Raw genomic sequence first — 13925 nt, forward strand, 5'->3', positions numbered from 1 at the left:
GACTTATGGCTAAACGTGACTATTACGAGGTGCTCGGCGTCGAGCGCGGCGCCAGCGAAGCGGAGCTGAAAAAAGCCTACCGGCGCCTGGCGATGAAGCATCACCCGGATCGCAATCCCGACGATAAAGCGTCGGAAGACATGTTCAAGGATGCCAACGAGGCCTACGAAGTATTGTCCGATGCCGGCAAGCGCGCGGCCTACGACCAGTACGGCCATGCCGGTGTCGATCCGCAGATGGGCGGCGGCGGTGGCCCGGGCGGGGCAAACTTTTCCGATATCTTCGGCGATGTGTTCAGCGATTTCTTTGGTGGCGCTGGCGGTCGTGGCGGCCAGCGTGGCGGCGCTCAGCGCGGTAGCGATTTGCGCTACACCCTGGAGTTGGATCTGGAAGAGGCCGTGCGCGGTACCACGGTCAATATCCGGGTGCCGACCCTGGTCAATTGCAAGGTTTGCGCGGGCTCCGGGGCGAAGAAGGGCACTTCTCCGGTGACCTGTACCACCTGTGGCGGTATCGGTCAGGTGCGCATGCAGCAGGGCTTCTTCTCGGTACAGCAGACCTGTCCGCGCTGTCATGGCAGCGGCAAGATGATTACCGATCCGTGCGGTTCCTGCCATGGCCATGGTCGGGTGGAAGAGCACAAGACCCTGTCGGTGAAGGTTCCGCCTGGTGTCGATACCGGTGATCGCATACGCCTGTCCGGTGAAGGCGAGGCGGGCGCTATGGGCGGTCCGGCGGGCGATCTGTATGTGGTGGTCAATGTGCGCGAGCACGCGATCTTTCAGCGCGACGGCAAACACCTGTACTGCGAAGTACCGATCAGCTTCGCCGATGCGGCGCTGGGTGGTGAGCTGGAAGTGCCGACCCTGGATGGCCGGGTCAAGCTGAAAATTCCGGAAGGCACCCAGACCGGCAAGCTGTTCCGCTTGCGCGGCAAAGGCGTGGCGCCGGTGCGCGGTGGCGGTGCTGGCGACCTGATGTGTCGGGTGGCGGTGGAAACGCCAATCAGTCTGGATCGGCGCCAGCGCGAGCTGCTCGAAGAATTCCGCAAGACGCTGCAGGGCGATACCCGTCATTCGCCGAAGGCCAGCGGCTGGTTCGAGGGCGTGAAACGTTTCTTCGGCGATGTGTGAATAAAACAGCCGCAAGCGGTGAGCGACAAGCTGCCACAGGGTTTGTGCTCCGGTTTGCGGCTTGAGGTCTATAGCTTGGAGCTGGTGTCATGCAACGTATCGCAGTGATGGGCGCCGCTGGGCGCATGGGCAAGACCCTGATCGAGGCCGTGCAGCAGGCCGATGGCGTGAGCCTGAGTGCGGCGATCGACCGTGCCGATAGCAGCCTGATTGGCGCCGATGCTGGTGAGTTGGCGGCGTTGGGCAAGATCGGCGTACTGCTATCGGGCAGTCTGGGTGAGGTGCTGGATCGGTTCGATGTGCTGATCGATTTCACCCACCCTTCCGTGACCCTGAAAAACCTGGAAATTTGCCGCCAGGCTGGCAAGGCCATGGTAATTGGCACCACTGGCTTCAGTGTCGAGGAAAAGCAGCTGTTGGCCGATGCTGGCCAGCAGATCCCCATCGTCTTTGCCGCCAATTTCAGCGTGGGTGTCAACCTGTGCCTGAAATTGTTGGATACCGCCGCCCGGGTGCTCGGTGACGAGGTGGACATCGAGATCATCGAAGCCCATCACCGGCATAAGGTCGACGCACCGTCTGGCACCGCGCTGCGCATGGGCGAGGTGGTGGCCAATGCCCTGGGGCGCGATCTGCAAAAAGTTGCGGTCTACGGCCGTGAGGGGCAAACCGGCGCGCGCGCCCGCGAAACCATCGGTTTTGCCACGGTAAGGGCTGGCGATGTGGTCGGCGATCACACCGTGCTGTTCGCGGCCGATGGCGAGCGCGTGGAAATTACCCATAAGGCCTCAAGCCGCATGACCTTCGCCAAGGGTGCGGTGCGCTCGGCGTCCTGGTTGGAGGGGCGTGAGCCCGCGCTGTACGACATGCAGGATGTGCTGGGGCTTTAAATGCTTTGTGAGCGGCCGGGGGCCGCTTTTGCTCTTGGGTATAGAGGGAGGCTAGACCTTGTGGATGCTATAAATCTTGATGATGTGGCTCAGTATGTAGAAGAAAATATTGGGGCGTTTCACCAAAAACGGATTGATAGCCTGGGAAAGCTGAAGCTGAAAGATGTGCTGAAGCGCAAGAACCCATACATGTTCAAAGCCAAGTTTATGCAAACGGCCGAGCAGATAGTTAAGGGTATTGTTGATGCGCACATTTCCTCCAATGAAGAGACGCTCTTTGGTGATTGGTTGGAGGGACTGGCTATTTTTATCAACGCCAAGACCTATGGAGGAAGAAAGTCAGGCATCCCTGGTGTTGATTTGGAATTTGATAGAGAGGGCTGTCGTTACATTGTGGCGATTAAGTCAGGGCCGAACTGGGGGAATAGCTCTCAAATTGGCCAAATGAAAAGTAATTTTATTACGGCAAAAAAGACATTGCGCACCAGTCAGTCGAAGATGCACGTCGTGGCTGTCAATGGTTGTTGTTATGGGCGTGATAAAAACCCGGACAAGGGTACGCATTATAAATATTGTGGGCAGCGTTTCTGGGAGTTTATCTCGGGCGATGCGAATTTATTTGTTGAATTGGTTGAGCCGCTTGGATTCAAAGCCCGGGAGCGCAATGATGAATTTCTGGTTGCTTATGGGCAGATGATCAACAAATTTACTCGTGAGTTTACTAACGATTTTTGTAATGAAGAGGGCGCTATTGAGTGGCAGCGTCTGGTTAATTTCAATTCGGCAGCCTGATGGTATCGGTGTCGGGGTGTGAGTCCATGCCGATATTTTTCAGGCGGGCGCTAGATCGAATTGAAGCTTCCGTTTTTGTTGCTCAAAAGCCTGAATCCAGTCTCTGTCAGAGGTTGCCTGGTATCGGGAGAATCTGAAGTTTTCTGGTGTTTCCTTGGTTCGCCCCTCCAGCAAGTCCTTGATGAGCCTTCCTACTGCGTAGCCAAGGCTGACAGGAACCGCATTGCCAACCTGCTTATATTGTTGAATTAACGGGCCGGCCAGTTGCCAGTCATCCGGGAATTCCTGAATTCTTTTGTATTCCTGGATCGATAGCGGCCGATTTTCGTCGGGGTGTGCCAAGTCGGTTGCGGGCATGGCGGGGTGGGTAACCAGGGTCGGCGAAGGTTTTTCCCAGCTGAGACGCCTTAAGAAGCCAGTCTTGCCTCCGCCGGAAAAGTAGGATTTACCAAGGGCTTCTTGCTGCAGATCAGGCGAGAGGTTGCGCCAGTTCTGACCCGCGCTGAGCATCCGATAATATTTCAGTCTTTTTTCCGGAAAATTCAAATGCGTGTGAGTGGTCAGGTTGCTTAGCGCGTCCTTAATTGTGCGCCATTTGGGTAAATCAAATTCGCCGTTTTCGCTATGGGTTGGCGCGAGGAAGGGGGCGGTATGGCCGTCACGCGAGCAGACGATGATCACTCGTTCGCGGATCTGCGGGGTGCCGAAATTTGCAGAGTTATAAAGATTGAATGAGCAGGTGTAGCCCGCGATCTTTAGTTTGCTCAGGACAAAATTCAGGGCGCCGCCTTTCATTTCATCTAAAGATAAGTCCGGAAACTCTGGGCCCCTTTGGTCATGGGGGCGATGATCCATTGGGCACGACAGCAAACCGCGCACATTCTCTATTACGATGAATTTGGGGCGAATTTCGAGCGCAAGGTCAATGTACTTGAGAAAGGCATTGCCGCGGTCGTCGTTAAAGGCTTTGCGTTTTCCTGCGGTACTAAAGGCCTGGCATGGGGGGCCCCCCATGATCAAGTCGACTTCTGCGCCCTCAACCTGGGCCGCTTTCAGCACCTGCTCCGCGGAGCAGCTATTGATATCGCCTAGCAGCGCCGTGTTAGGGCGGTTGAGGGCGATAGTCTGGCGACAATACTTGTCAGATTCACAGGCCAGCCTGATGTCAAAGCCGGCATTTTCGATGCCCAGGTCTAGGCCCATGGCGCCTGAGAAGAAGCTCAAGGCGATGGGTTGTTGATTGCTTGGTTTTTGCTTCACTTGGTACGCGGGGTGGTCTTTTGCAATCATATGCGCTGTTTTAAGGCCGTAATTTTCAAGGCTGGCTGTGTTTATGATCCAGGTGCTGCCGATTTTCTCGGCTTTGAGCTCTTGTTTGCGGCACAGGGTTCTGACGTACTGGGCGCTGACACTCAGCTTTTTCGCGGCATCTTTGATGCTGGTTCGGGTACTCATTCCGTGTTTCCCGTGCGAAATCTGTAGTAGGTACCTATTCTAGGGGGGCTCGAAGGCTTGTCAACGGCGCGATCTCGGGTGCGAGCTGGGGTGGCTGGCGGTCACGGGGCTGGGTGGGAGGTTTTTTGGCGGCAATGGGTTTCGGATTTTGGGCTTTTCCTGTAGGCTTCCCGCTTTAGTGTGTCCACTAAAAGTTGCGCAGAATGAATCAGATAAAAAAGCGGGGTGACGGTCGATACGTCATCCCGCTTTTTTACAATCTGCGTTTGCTTCAAAGCGTTGATTTTCGGAGGTTTTCTTGAGTAAGCCAGCCCTTAAACCTGCCATTTTGGCCCTTGCTGATGGCAGCATTTTTCGCGGCGAGGCCATCGGTGCCGATGGCCAAACTATTGGAGAGGTGGTTTTCAACACCGCCATGACCGGCTATCAGGAAATCCTTACCGATCCTTCCTATGCCCAGCAAATCGTTACCCTGACCTATCCGCACATCGGCAACACCGGTACCACCCCGGAAGACGCCGAGTCCAGCCGGGTCTGGGCTGCCGGTTTGATCATTCGCGACCTGCCGCTGACCTCCAGCAACTGGCGCAACAAGCAGCCGCTGGATGAGTACCTGAAGGAAAACGGCACCGTGGCCATCGCCGGCATCGATACTCGCCGTCTGACCCGTATCTTGCGCGAAAAAGGTTCGCAGAACGGCTGCATCCTGGTCGGCGACGACGCCACCGAAGAGCAAGCGCTGGAATTGGCGCGCAGTTTTCCCGGCCTCAAAGGCATGGATCTGGCCAAGGTGGTCAGTTGTACCGAGCGCTACGAGTGGCGCGCAAGCACCTGGAACCTGAAGAGCGACAGCCACCCGCAAATCCCGGCCGGCGAGTTGCCCTACCACGTGGTCGCCTACGACTACGGGGTCAAACTGAACATCCTGCGCATGCTGGTCGAACGCGGCTGCCGCCTGACCGTGGTGCCGGCGCAGACCCCCGCTGCCGAGGTGCTGGCGCTGAATCCCGATGGCGTGTTCCTGTCCAACGGGCCGGGCGACCCCGAGCCTTGCGACTACGCGATCCAGGCGATCAAGGACGTGCTGGAAACCGATACGCCGCTATTCGGTATCTGCCTCGGCCACCAGCTGCTGGCTTTGGCCTCCGGTGCCAAGACCCTGAAAATGGGCCACGGTCACCACGGTGCCAACCACCCGGTGCAGGATCTGGACAGCGGCGTGGTGATGATCACCAGCCAGAACCACGGTTTTGCCGTGGATGAGGCCAGCCTGCCGAGCAACGTGCGGGCGATTCACAAATCGCTGTTCGACGGTTCCCTGCAAGGCATCGAGCGTACCGACAAGGACGCCTTCAGCTTCCAGGGCCACCCCGAGGCGAGCCCCGGCCCAGCCGATGTGGCGCCACTGTTCGACCGTTTTATCGAAGCCATGGCCAAGCGCCGCTAAACCCCGCCGACTGACCAAAGGATTCGAGTAACCGCTATGCCAAAACGTACAGACATTAAAAGCATCCTGATCCTCGGTGCTGGCCCGATCGTTATCGGCCAGGCCTGCGAGTTCGACTATTCCGGTGCCCAGGCGTGTAAAGCCCTGAAAGAAGAGGGCTTCCGGGTCATTCTGGTCAACTCCAACCCCGCCACCATCATGACCGATCCGGCGATGGCCGACGCCACCTACATCGAGCCGATCAAGTGGTCGACCGTGGCCAAGATCATCGAGAAGGAGCGCCCCGACGCCCTGCTGCCGACCATGGGCGGCCAGACGGCACTGAACTGCGCGCTGGATCTGGAAAAGCACGGCATTCTGGAAAAATTCGGTGTCGAGATGATCGGCGCCAACGCCGACACCATCGACAAGGCCGAAGACCGTTCGCGATTCGACAAGGCGATGAAGGACATCGGCCTGGCCTGTCCGGTGTCGGGCATCGCGCACAACATGGAGGAAGCCTACACCGTACTCGAGAAGGTCGGCTTTCCCTGCATCATTCGTCCATCGTTCACCATGGGCGGCACTGGCGGCGGCATCGCTTACAACCGGGAAGAGTTCGAGGAAATCTGCGCCCGTGGTATCGACCTGTCGCCGACCAACGAGCTGCTGATCGACGAGTCGTTGATCGGCTGGAAGGAATACGAGATGGAGGTGGTCCGCGACAAGAAGGACAACTGCATCATCGTCTGCGCCATCGAGAACTTCGATCCGATGGGCGTGCACACCGGCGACTCGATCACCGTGGCTCCGGCGCAAACCCTGACCGACAAGGAATACCAGATCCTGCGTAACGCCTCGCTGGCGGTGCTGCGCGAGATCGGCGTGGAAACCGGCGGCTCCAACGTGCAGTTCGGCATCTGTCCGAACACCGGGCGTATGGTGGTGATCGAGATGAACCCGCGGGTGTCGCGTTCCTCGGCGCTGGCCTCCAAGGCCACCGGCTTCCCGATCGCCAAGATCGCCGCCAAGCTGGCGGTGGGTTACACCCTCGACGAGCTGTCCAACGACATCACCGGTGGGCGTACCCCGGCGTCCTTCGAGCCGGCTATCGACTACGTCGTGACCAAGATTCCGCGCTTCGCCTTCGAGAAATTCCCCAAGGCCGATGCCCGCCTGACCACCCAGATGAAGTCCGTCGGTGAGGTCATGGCCATCGGTCGCACCTTCCAGGAATCCATGCAGAAAGCCCTGCGCGGTCTGGAAGTGGGGGTGTCCGGTTTCGACCCGATGCTCGATCCGAATGATCCGGATGCAGAAAGCACCCTCAAGCGCGAGCTGACCGTGCCGGGTGCCGACCGCATCTGGTACCTGGCGGACGCCTTCCGCGCCGGCAAGACGGTGGCCGAAGTGTTCGAGTTGACCCGCATCGACGAGTGGTTTCTGGTGCAGATCGAAGATCTGGTCAAGGAGGAGGAGAAGATCAAGACCCTGGGTCTGGTCAGCATCGACCGCGACCTGATGTACAAGCTCAAGCGCAAGGGCTTCTCCGACATTCGTCTGGCCAAGCTGCTCGGCGTCTCCGAGAAGAGCCTGCGCAGCCATCGGCACAAACTGAAAGTGCTGCCGGTGTACAAGCGCGTCGACACCTGCGCCGCCGAGTTCGCCAGCGACACCGCCTACATGTATTCGACCTACGAGGAAGAGTGCGAGGCGGCGCCGTCGAGCCGCGACAAGATCATGATTCTGGGTGGCGGGCCGAACCGCATCGGCCAGGGCATCGAGTTCGACTACTGCTGCGTGCACGCCGCCTTGGCGCTGCGTGAAGACGGTTACGAGACCATCATGGTCAACTGCAACCCGGAAACCGTCTCCACCGACTACGACACCTCCGACCGCCTGTATTTCGAGCCGGTCACCCTGGAAGACGTGCTGGAAATCGTCCGCGTCGAGCAGCCCAAGGGCGTGATCGTGCAGTATGGCGGGCAGACCCCGCTGAAAATCTGTCGCGCGCTGGAAGAGGCCGGTGTACCGATTATCGGCACCAGCCCCGAGGCCATCGACCGTGCCGAAGACCGCGAGCGTTTCCAGCAGATGGTGCAGCGTCTCGGCTTGCGCCAGCCGGCCAATGCCACCGCGCGCAGCGAGGACGAGGCCCTGGCGGCGTCCAAAGTCATCGGTTATCCGCTGGTGGTGCGTCCGTCCTATGTGCTGGGCGGTCGGGCGATGGAAATCGTCTACCAGGAAGAAGAGCTCAAGCGCTACATGCGCGAAGCGGTGAAAGTGTCGAACGACAGCCCGGTGCTGCTCGATCACTTCCTCAACTGCGCCATCGAAGTCGATATCGATGCTATTTGCGACGGCGAAACCGTGGTGATCGGCGCCATCATGCAGCACATCGAGCAGGCCGGCGTGCACTCCGGAGACTCGGCCTGCTCGTTGCCGCCGTATTCGCTGCCGGCGCATATCCAGGACGAGATCCGTGATCAGGTCAAGAAAATGGCCCTGGAACTCGGCGTGGTCGGCCTGATGAACGTGCAGATGGCGGTGCAGGGCGAGGACATCTTCGTCATCGAAGTCAATCCGCGCGCCTCGCGCACCGTGCCGTTCGTCTCCAAGTGCATCGGCATCTCCCTGGCGATGCTCGGTGCCCGGGTGATGGCCGGAAAGAGCCTGGCCGAAGTCGGCTTCACCGACGAAATCATCCCCAACTTCTACAGCGTCAAGGAGGCGGTATTCCCCTTCGCCAAGTTCCCTGGCGTCGATCCGATCCTCGGCCCGGAAATGAAGTCGACCGGTGAGGTGATGGGCGTCGGCGACACCTTCGGTGAGGCGTTTGCCAAAGCCCAGTTGGGCGCCAGTGAAATCCTGCCCAATAGCGGCTGTGCCTTTATCAGCGTGCGCGACGACGATAAGCCCCTGGTGGCCGAGTTGGCGCGCAACCTGATCGAGCTGGGTTTCGACGTGGTGGCCACCTCGGGAACCGCCAGGGTGATCGAGGCCGCCGGCTTGCCGGTACGGCGGGTGAACAAGGTGACCGAGGGTCGCCCCCACGTGGTCGATATGATCAAGAACGACGAAGTCACCTTGATCATCAACACCACCGAGGGTCGTCAGTCGATTGCCGACTCCTATTCCATTCGGCGTAATGCGCTGCAGCATCGAATCTGCTGCACCACCACCTTGGCCGCTGGCGAGGCGATTTGTGAGGCGTTGAAGTTCGGTCCCGAGAAGACCGTGCGTCGTTTGCAGGATCTCCATGCAGGAATCAAGGCATGACTAAATACCCCATGACCGTCCAGGGTGCGCGCGCCCTGGAAGAAGAGTTGGCTCACCTGACCAAGGTGGTGCGGCCCAAGCTTAGCCAGGACATCGGCACTGCCCGCGAGTTGGGCGACCTCAAGGAAAACGCCGAATACCATGCCGCCCGCGAGCAGCAGGGTATGGTCGAGGCGCGCATCCGCGATATCGAAGGCCGTCTGCAGAATGCGGTGGTCATCGATGTCACCAGTATTGCGCACACCGGCAAGGTGATTTTCGGCACCACGGTGGAAATCGCCAACGTCGAGACCGACGAGAGCGTGACCTACCAGATCGTGGGCGAAGACGAAGCCGATATCAAACTCGGCAAGCTCTCGGTGGGTTCGCCTATCGCACGCGCTCTGGTCGGCAAGGAAGAGGGCGAGGTGGTGGCGGTCAAGACCCCCAGCGGCATCCTCGAGTACGAGATTGTCGAGGTTCGCCATATCTAGGCTCGGCACGCGAAATGCTGGGGCGATAAGCTGGCTGCTGGCCCAGACATTCTGGGTCGGCGGTCTGTGGTTGTTGCATTTCCTGGTGTTGCCGGCGGTGGCCAAGCTGGGCTTGGCGCCATTGCTGGTCGAGGAGATCGCCAGCGCCGTTCGCCCGCTGTTGGTGGGGCTGGCGGGGGTTTGTGCGGGGCTGCAGGTGTTGGTGCTGATCCGTGCCGAGCGGTTGGCCAGCCTGTGGCGCGATATCCGCGGGCAGCTGCTGTTGACGGTGCTGGCGATGGCCGCCAGCTACTTTGGCGTGCGCCATTTCTGGGGTAATGGCGGGCTCTGGTTGATGTTCAGCTACCTGGCGATGGCGTTTTGCGGTTTGCTGCTGGTGTTGCAGTCGGTGCCGGGCAGCGGCAAGCGCTAAGCTGCAGGCTTCACGTAAGGCAAGAAGCGTGCAGCTTGGCGCTATCAGCCGTGATGGCGATGGACGTTGGACAGGTTCTTGTTGACCTTGGGGTTCTTGCGGTAAACCAGCGCCATCTTGCCGATAACCTGCACCAGTTCGGCTTTGCCGGCCTTGCACAGTTCGTTAATGGCGGTAAGGCGGCTGTCGCGCTCGACGATGCGCAATTGCACTTTAATCAGTTCATGGTCGCTCAGGGCGCGCTCCAGTTCGGCCAGCACGCCTTCGGTCAAACCATTGTCGGCCACGATCAATACGGGTTTCAGGTGGTGGCCGATAGATTTGAATTGTTTCTTCTGCTCTTGAGTGAGCGGCATAATCTGATTCCTGCATTTAATCTGGTAAAAAACGGCGCTCAGTTTACCCGAGCGCCTTGGTTGCCGCCCAGATATTCATGCTCTGCACAATTCGAGGTATTGCGTGGCCCGTTCCAAAACCAGCCAGCGTTGGCTGAAAGAACATTTCGATGACCCTTACGTCAAAATGGCGCAAAAGGATGGCTATCGCTCGCGCGCCAGCTACAAGCTGCTGGAGATTCAGGAAAAGGATCGCATCCTGCGCCCGGGCATCACGGTGGTCGACCTGGGCGCGGCCCCTGGCGGTTGGTCGCAGGTCACCAGCCGACTGATCGGCGACAAGGGCACTCTGATTGCCTCCGATATTCTGGAGATGGACAGCATCCCCGATGTCACCTTCATTCAGGGCGACTTTACCGACGATGCGGTGTTCGCGCAGATCCTCGAGGCGATTGGCGGTAACCCGGTAGACCTTGTGATTTCCGATATGGCCCCCAATATGAGTGGAGTAAGGGCTGCCGATCAGGCGCGCGCCATGTACCTGTGCGAGTTGGCGCTGGACTTGGCCGGGCGAGTGCTGCGTCCGGGAGGGGATTTCCTGATCAAGATTTTCCAGGGTGAAGGTTTCGACCTTTACCACAAGCAGGTGCGCGAGATGTTCGATAAGGTGCAGATGCGCAAGCCCTTGTCTTCGCGCGATCGCTCGCGCGAGCAGTACATGCTCGGGCGCAGCTTTCGTGGTGACTAGATGGATGCAACCAAGAGCTGGCGCATCGGTCTGAGGTAATGTCGGCGCCGCAGTTTGCGGCTGGCTAAATATAGGGTTACAGACGGCGCCTGCCAGGTGGGGGTGTTGTGTAGTAAGTTAGATCAGTACATAACTGGTCGTCATGCGAAGCACGCTTCGAGACGAGGCCTGCTGCAGAGGGTAGCTAATTGAACGACATGGCAAAGAATCTGGTTCTGTGGCTGATCATCGCCGCCGTTTTGGTGACGGTGATGAATAATTTCTCCAGCCCGAGTGAGTCGAGCAAGCTCAACTACTCGGACTTTATCCAGCAGGTTCAGGACGGTTCCGTTAAGCGGGTGACTGTCGACGGCTTCATTATCAGTGGAGTGCGCGGCGATGGTTCGTCGTTCGAGACCGTGCGCCCGGCGATTCAGGACAATGGCCTGATCAAGGATCTGATCGACAACAACGTGCAGATAGTCGGCAAGCAGCCGGAGCAGCAGAGCATCTGGACTCAGCTGCTGGTGGCCAGCTTTCCGATCTTGGTGATCATCGCGGTGTTCATGTTCTTCATGCGCCAGATGCAGGGCGGCGCTGGGGGCAAGGGCGGGCCGATGAGCTTCGGCAAGAGCAAGGCGCGCCTGCTCTCGGAAGATCAGGTCAAGACCACCTTCGCCGACGTCGCCGGTTGCGACGAGGCCAAGGAAGAGGTCAGCGAGCTGGTCGAATTCCTGCGCGATCCGGGCAAGTTCCAGCGCCTCGGTGGGCGCATTCCGCGCGGCGTACTGATGGTCGGTTCGCCGGGTACCGGTAAAACCTTGCTGGCCAAAGCGGTTGCCGGTGAGGCCAAGGTGCCGTTCTTCACTATTTCCGGTTCGGACTTCGTCGAGATGTTCGTCGGTGTCGGTGCGTCCCGTGTGCGCGATATGTTCGAGCAAGCGAAGAAGCACGCGCCGTGCATCATCTTTATCGACGAAATCGACGCCGTCGGCCGCCATCGCGGTGCCGGCATGGGCGGCGGTCACGACGAGCGTGAACAGACCCTTAACCAGTTGCTGGTGGAGATGGACGGCTTCGAGGCGAACGATGGCGTCATCGTCATTGCCGCCACCAACCGCCCGGACGTGCTCGACCCGGCGCTGTTGCGTCCCGGCCGCTTCGATCGCCAGGTAGTGGTTGGCCTGCCGGACATTCGCGGTCGCGAGCAGATTCTCAAGGTGCACATGCGCAAGGTGCCGATGGGCGAGAATGTCGAGGCTGCGGTGATTGCTCGCGGCACGCCGGGATTCTCGGGTGCCGATCTGGCCAACCTGGTCAACGAGGCTTCGTTGTTTGCCGCGCGTGCCGGTAAGCGCTTGGTCGAGATGAAGGAGTTCGAGTTGGCCAAGGACAAGATCATGATGGGCGCCGAGCGCAAATCCATGGTCATGTCGGACAAGGAAAAGCTCAACACGGCGTTCCATGAAGCCGGTCATGCCATTGTCGGGCGCCTGGTGCCCGAGCATGACCCGGTTTACAAGGTGTCGATCATTCCGCGCGGCCGTGCCTTGGGCGTGACCATGTTCCTGCCGGAGGAGGATCGCTACAGCCTGAGCAAGCGTGCCCTGACCAGCCAGATCTGCTCGCTGTTCGGTGGCCGTATCGCCGAAGAAATGACCCTGGGCTTCGATGGCGTGACCACTGGCGCTTCCAACGACATCATGCGTGCCACCCAGTTGGCGCGCAACATGGTGACCAAGTGGGGCTTGTCCGAGAAGCTCGGTCCGCTGATGTATGCCGAAGAGGAAGGCGAGGTCTTTCTCGGTCGCAGCATGGGTAGCCAGCACACCAATGTCTCGGCCGATACGGCCAGGGTGATCGATCAGGAGGTGCGCAGCATCATCGATCAGTGCTACGGCACGGCCAAGCGTCTGCTGGAAGAGAATCGCGACAAGCTCGATGCCATGGCTGAAGCCTTGATGAAGTATGAGACCATCGATGCCGAGCAGATCGAAGAGATCATGAATGGCCGTATCCCGCGTGAGCCGCGCGACTGGAGCGGTGGTGGTGATGCCGGCACGCCAGCGGCCGCCAGTCCCGACGAAACGGATCGTCCCGAGAAGCCTATCGGTGATCCTGCTGCCGAGCATTAAGGATCAGGATGTCTGAAGTGCGCCATCTGAACCGGCTGCCTTGTGGCAGTCGGTTTCTTGATTTAACCCGTCCCCAGGTGATGGGTATCCTCAATGTCACTCCCGATTCCTTTTCCGATGGCGGCCGTTTCGGGCAGCGCGACACGGCGTTGCGCCATGCGGAAGCGATGTGGCGGGCTGGCGCCGCCCTGATCGATGTCGGCGGCGAGTCGACGCGTCCCGGGGCGCGAGCGGTTTCGCCAGTTGAGGAGCTTGAGCGCGTTGCGCCGATTGTCGAAGCCATCGCTGCCGAGCTGGATGTGATCATCTCGGTGGATACCTCGACGCCCGCGGTGATGCGTGAGGCGGCGCGCCTCGGTGCGGGCCTGATTAACGATGTGCGCTCGTTGCAGCGTGATGGGGCGCTGGATGCCGCAGCCGATAGCGGTTTGCCGGTGTGCCTGATGCACATGCGTGGTGAGCCGACCACCATGCAGGAGAACCCTCGCTACGCCGATGTGTTGCTCGAGGTGCACGACTTTCTGGTCGAACGCATGGCGGCCTGTACGGCGGCGGGGATTGCCCTTGAGCGGCTGATTCTCGATCCGGGTTTTGGCTTCGCCAAGACTCAGGAGCATAACCTCAGCTTGTTCAAGCACCTGGAGTCGCTGCATGCGTTGGGCCGGCCGCTGTTGGTCGGCGTCTCGCGCAAGAGCATGATTGGCCGGGTGCTGGGTCACGAGGTGGGTGGGCGTCTCTATGGCAGTCTTGCCCTGGCGGCCTTGGCGGTAACTAAGGGGGCGCACATTTTGCGGGTGCACGATGTGGCGGAAACCGTCGATGTGGTGCGCATGCTGGCTGCAGTCGAAGCAGCTGAATAAGTAATCAA

Annotated in this window: 12 protein-coding genes; 10 read left to right on the top strand and 2 right to left on the bottom strand. The window is 59.4% G+C overall.

Features of this window, described 5'->3' with window-relative positions:
* Positions 1–5: 5 nt before the first annotated feature.
* The 3 genes from dnaJ to P8H27_RS04765 all read left to right on the top strand — a co-directional run bounded on the left by dnaJ (position 6) and on the right by P8H27_RS04765 (position 2815).
* Positions 6–1133, top strand: coding sequence for a molecular chaperone DnaJ (gene dnaJ, locus P8H27_RS04755; RefSeq protein ID WP_289635499.1), 1128 nt, complete (start codon positions 6–8; stop codon positions 1131–1133).
* Positions 1134–1222: 89 nt separating this feature from the next.
* On the top strand, positions 1223–2023 hold the full coding sequence (gene dapB / locus P8H27_RS04760) for a 4-hydroxy-tetrahydrodipicolinate reductase (RefSeq protein WP_289635500.1): 801 nt from the start codon (positions 1223–1225) through the stop codon (positions 2021–2023).
* Positions 2024–2083: 60 nt separating this feature from the next.
* Positions 2084–2815: a PmeII family type II restriction endonuclease gene (locus P8H27_RS04765; RefSeq protein WP_289635501.1), complete on the top strand. Its 732-nt coding sequence runs from the start codon at positions 2084–2086 to the stop codon at positions 2813–2815.
* A 39-nt stretch (positions 2816–2854) separates the two neighbouring features.
* Here P8H27_RS04765 and P8H27_RS04770 read toward each other — a convergent pair whose 3' ends face one another.
* Positions 2855–4270: a DNA cytosine methyltransferase gene (locus tag P8H27_RS04770; protein ID WP_289635502.1), complete on the bottom strand. Its 1416-nt coding sequence runs from the start codon at positions 4268–4270 to the stop codon at positions 2855–2857.
* Positions 4271–4568: 298 nt separating this feature from the next.
* Between P8H27_RS04770 and carA the strand changes: the two genes are divergently transcribed.
* Genes carA through P8H27_RS04790 form a run of 4 tightly spaced genes read left to right on the top strand, consistent with a single transcriptional unit; the run spans position 4569 to position 9860 of the window.
* A complete protein-coding gene (gene carA / locus P8H27_RS04775) occupies positions 4569–5717 on the top strand; it encodes a glutamine-hydrolyzing carbamoyl-phosphate synthase small subunit (RefSeq protein WP_289635503.1) in 1149 nt (382 codons plus the stop codon).
* 36 nt (positions 5718–5753) lie between these two features.
* Entirely contained in the window at positions 5754–8975 is a 3222-nt protein-coding gene (carB, locus tag P8H27_RS04780) for a carbamoyl-phosphate synthase large subunit (RefSeq protein ID WP_289635504.1), read from the top strand.
* Positions 8972–9448: a transcription elongation factor GreA gene (gene greA / locus P8H27_RS04785; RefSeq protein WP_289635505.1), complete on the top strand. Its 477-nt coding sequence runs from the start codon at positions 8972–8974 to the stop codon at positions 9446–9448. Before carB ends, greA begins: the two co-directional genes overlap by 4 nt.
* Positions 9426–9860, top strand: a complete 435-nt coding sequence (locus P8H27_RS04790; protein ID WP_289635506.1) for a DUF4149 domain-containing protein — start codon at positions 9426–9428, stop codon at positions 9858–9860. Before greA ends, P8H27_RS04790 begins: the two co-directional genes overlap by 23 nt.
* Positions 9861–9904: 44 nt before the next feature.
* Here the strand turns inward: P8H27_RS04790 and P8H27_RS04795 are convergent, their stop codons facing one another.
* A complete protein-coding gene (locus P8H27_RS04795; RefSeq protein WP_289635507.1) occupies positions 9905–10216 on the bottom strand; it encodes a YhbY family RNA-binding protein in 312 nt (103 codons plus the stop codon).
* Positions 10217–10319: 103 nt separating this feature from the next.
* On the opposite strand from P8H27_RS04795, the gene rlmE reads away from it, so the two are divergent.
* The 3 genes from rlmE to folP all read left to right on the top strand — a co-directional run bounded on the left by rlmE (position 10320) and on the right by folP (position 13917).
* Positions 10320–10943, top strand: a complete 624-nt coding sequence (gene rlmE / locus P8H27_RS04800; RefSeq protein ID WP_289635508.1) for a 23S rRNA (uridine(2552)-2'-O)-methyltransferase RlmE — start codon at positions 10320–10322, stop codon at positions 10941–10943.
* 197 nt (positions 10944–11140) lie between these two features.
* Positions 11141–13057: an ATP-dependent zinc metalloprotease FtsH gene (gene ftsH / locus P8H27_RS04805; protein ID WP_289635509.1), complete on the top strand. Its 1917-nt coding sequence runs from the start codon at positions 11141–11143 to the stop codon at positions 13055–13057.
* 8 nt (positions 13058–13065) lie between these two features.
* Positions 13066–13917 carry a dihydropteroate synthase gene (gene folP, locus P8H27_RS04810; protein WP_289635510.1) on the top strand — a complete coding sequence of 284 codons (852 nt, stop codon included), beginning with the start codon at positions 13066–13068 and terminating at the stop codon, positions 13915–13917.
* Positions 13918–13925 lie beyond the last annotated feature (8 nt).

The organism is Pseudomonas sp. sp1636, assembly GCF_030376615.1.
Classification (GTDB): domain Bacteria; phylum Pseudomonadota; class Gammaproteobacteria; order Pseudomonadales; family Pseudomonadaceae; genus Aquipseudomonas.

Bases quoted from the DNA above. Each gene is read 5' to 3' on its own strand.
- dnaJ (WP_289635499.1), top strand. From the start codon at position 6: ATGGCTAAACGTGACTATTACGAGGTGCTCGGCGTCGAGCGCGGCGCC.
- dapB (WP_289635500.1), top strand. From the start codon at position 1,223: ATGCAACGTATCGCAGTGATGGGCGCCGCTGGGCGCATGGGCAAGACC.
- P8H27_RS04770 (WP_289635502.1), bottom strand. From the start codon at position 4,270: ATGAGTACCCGAACCAGCATCAAAGATGCCGCGAAAAAGCTGAGTGTC.
- carB (WP_289635504.1), top strand. From the start codon at position 5,754: ATGCCAAAACGTACAGACATTAAAAGCATCCTGATCCTCGGTGCTGGC.
- greA (WP_289635505.1), top strand. From the start codon at position 8,972: ATGACTAAATACCCCATGACCGTCCAGGGTGCGCGCGCCCTGGAAGAA.
- P8H27_RS04795 (WP_289635507.1), bottom strand. From the start codon at position 10,216: ATGCCGCTCACTCAAGAGCAGAAGAAACAATTCAAATCTATCGGCCAC.
- ftsH (WP_289635509.1), top strand. From the start codon at position 11,141: ATGGCAAAGAATCTGGTTCTGTGGCTGATCATCGCCGCCGTTTTGGTG.
- folP (WP_289635510.1), top strand. From the start codon at position 13,066: ATGTCTGAAGTGCGCCATCTGAACCGGCTGCCTTGTGGCAGTCGGTTT.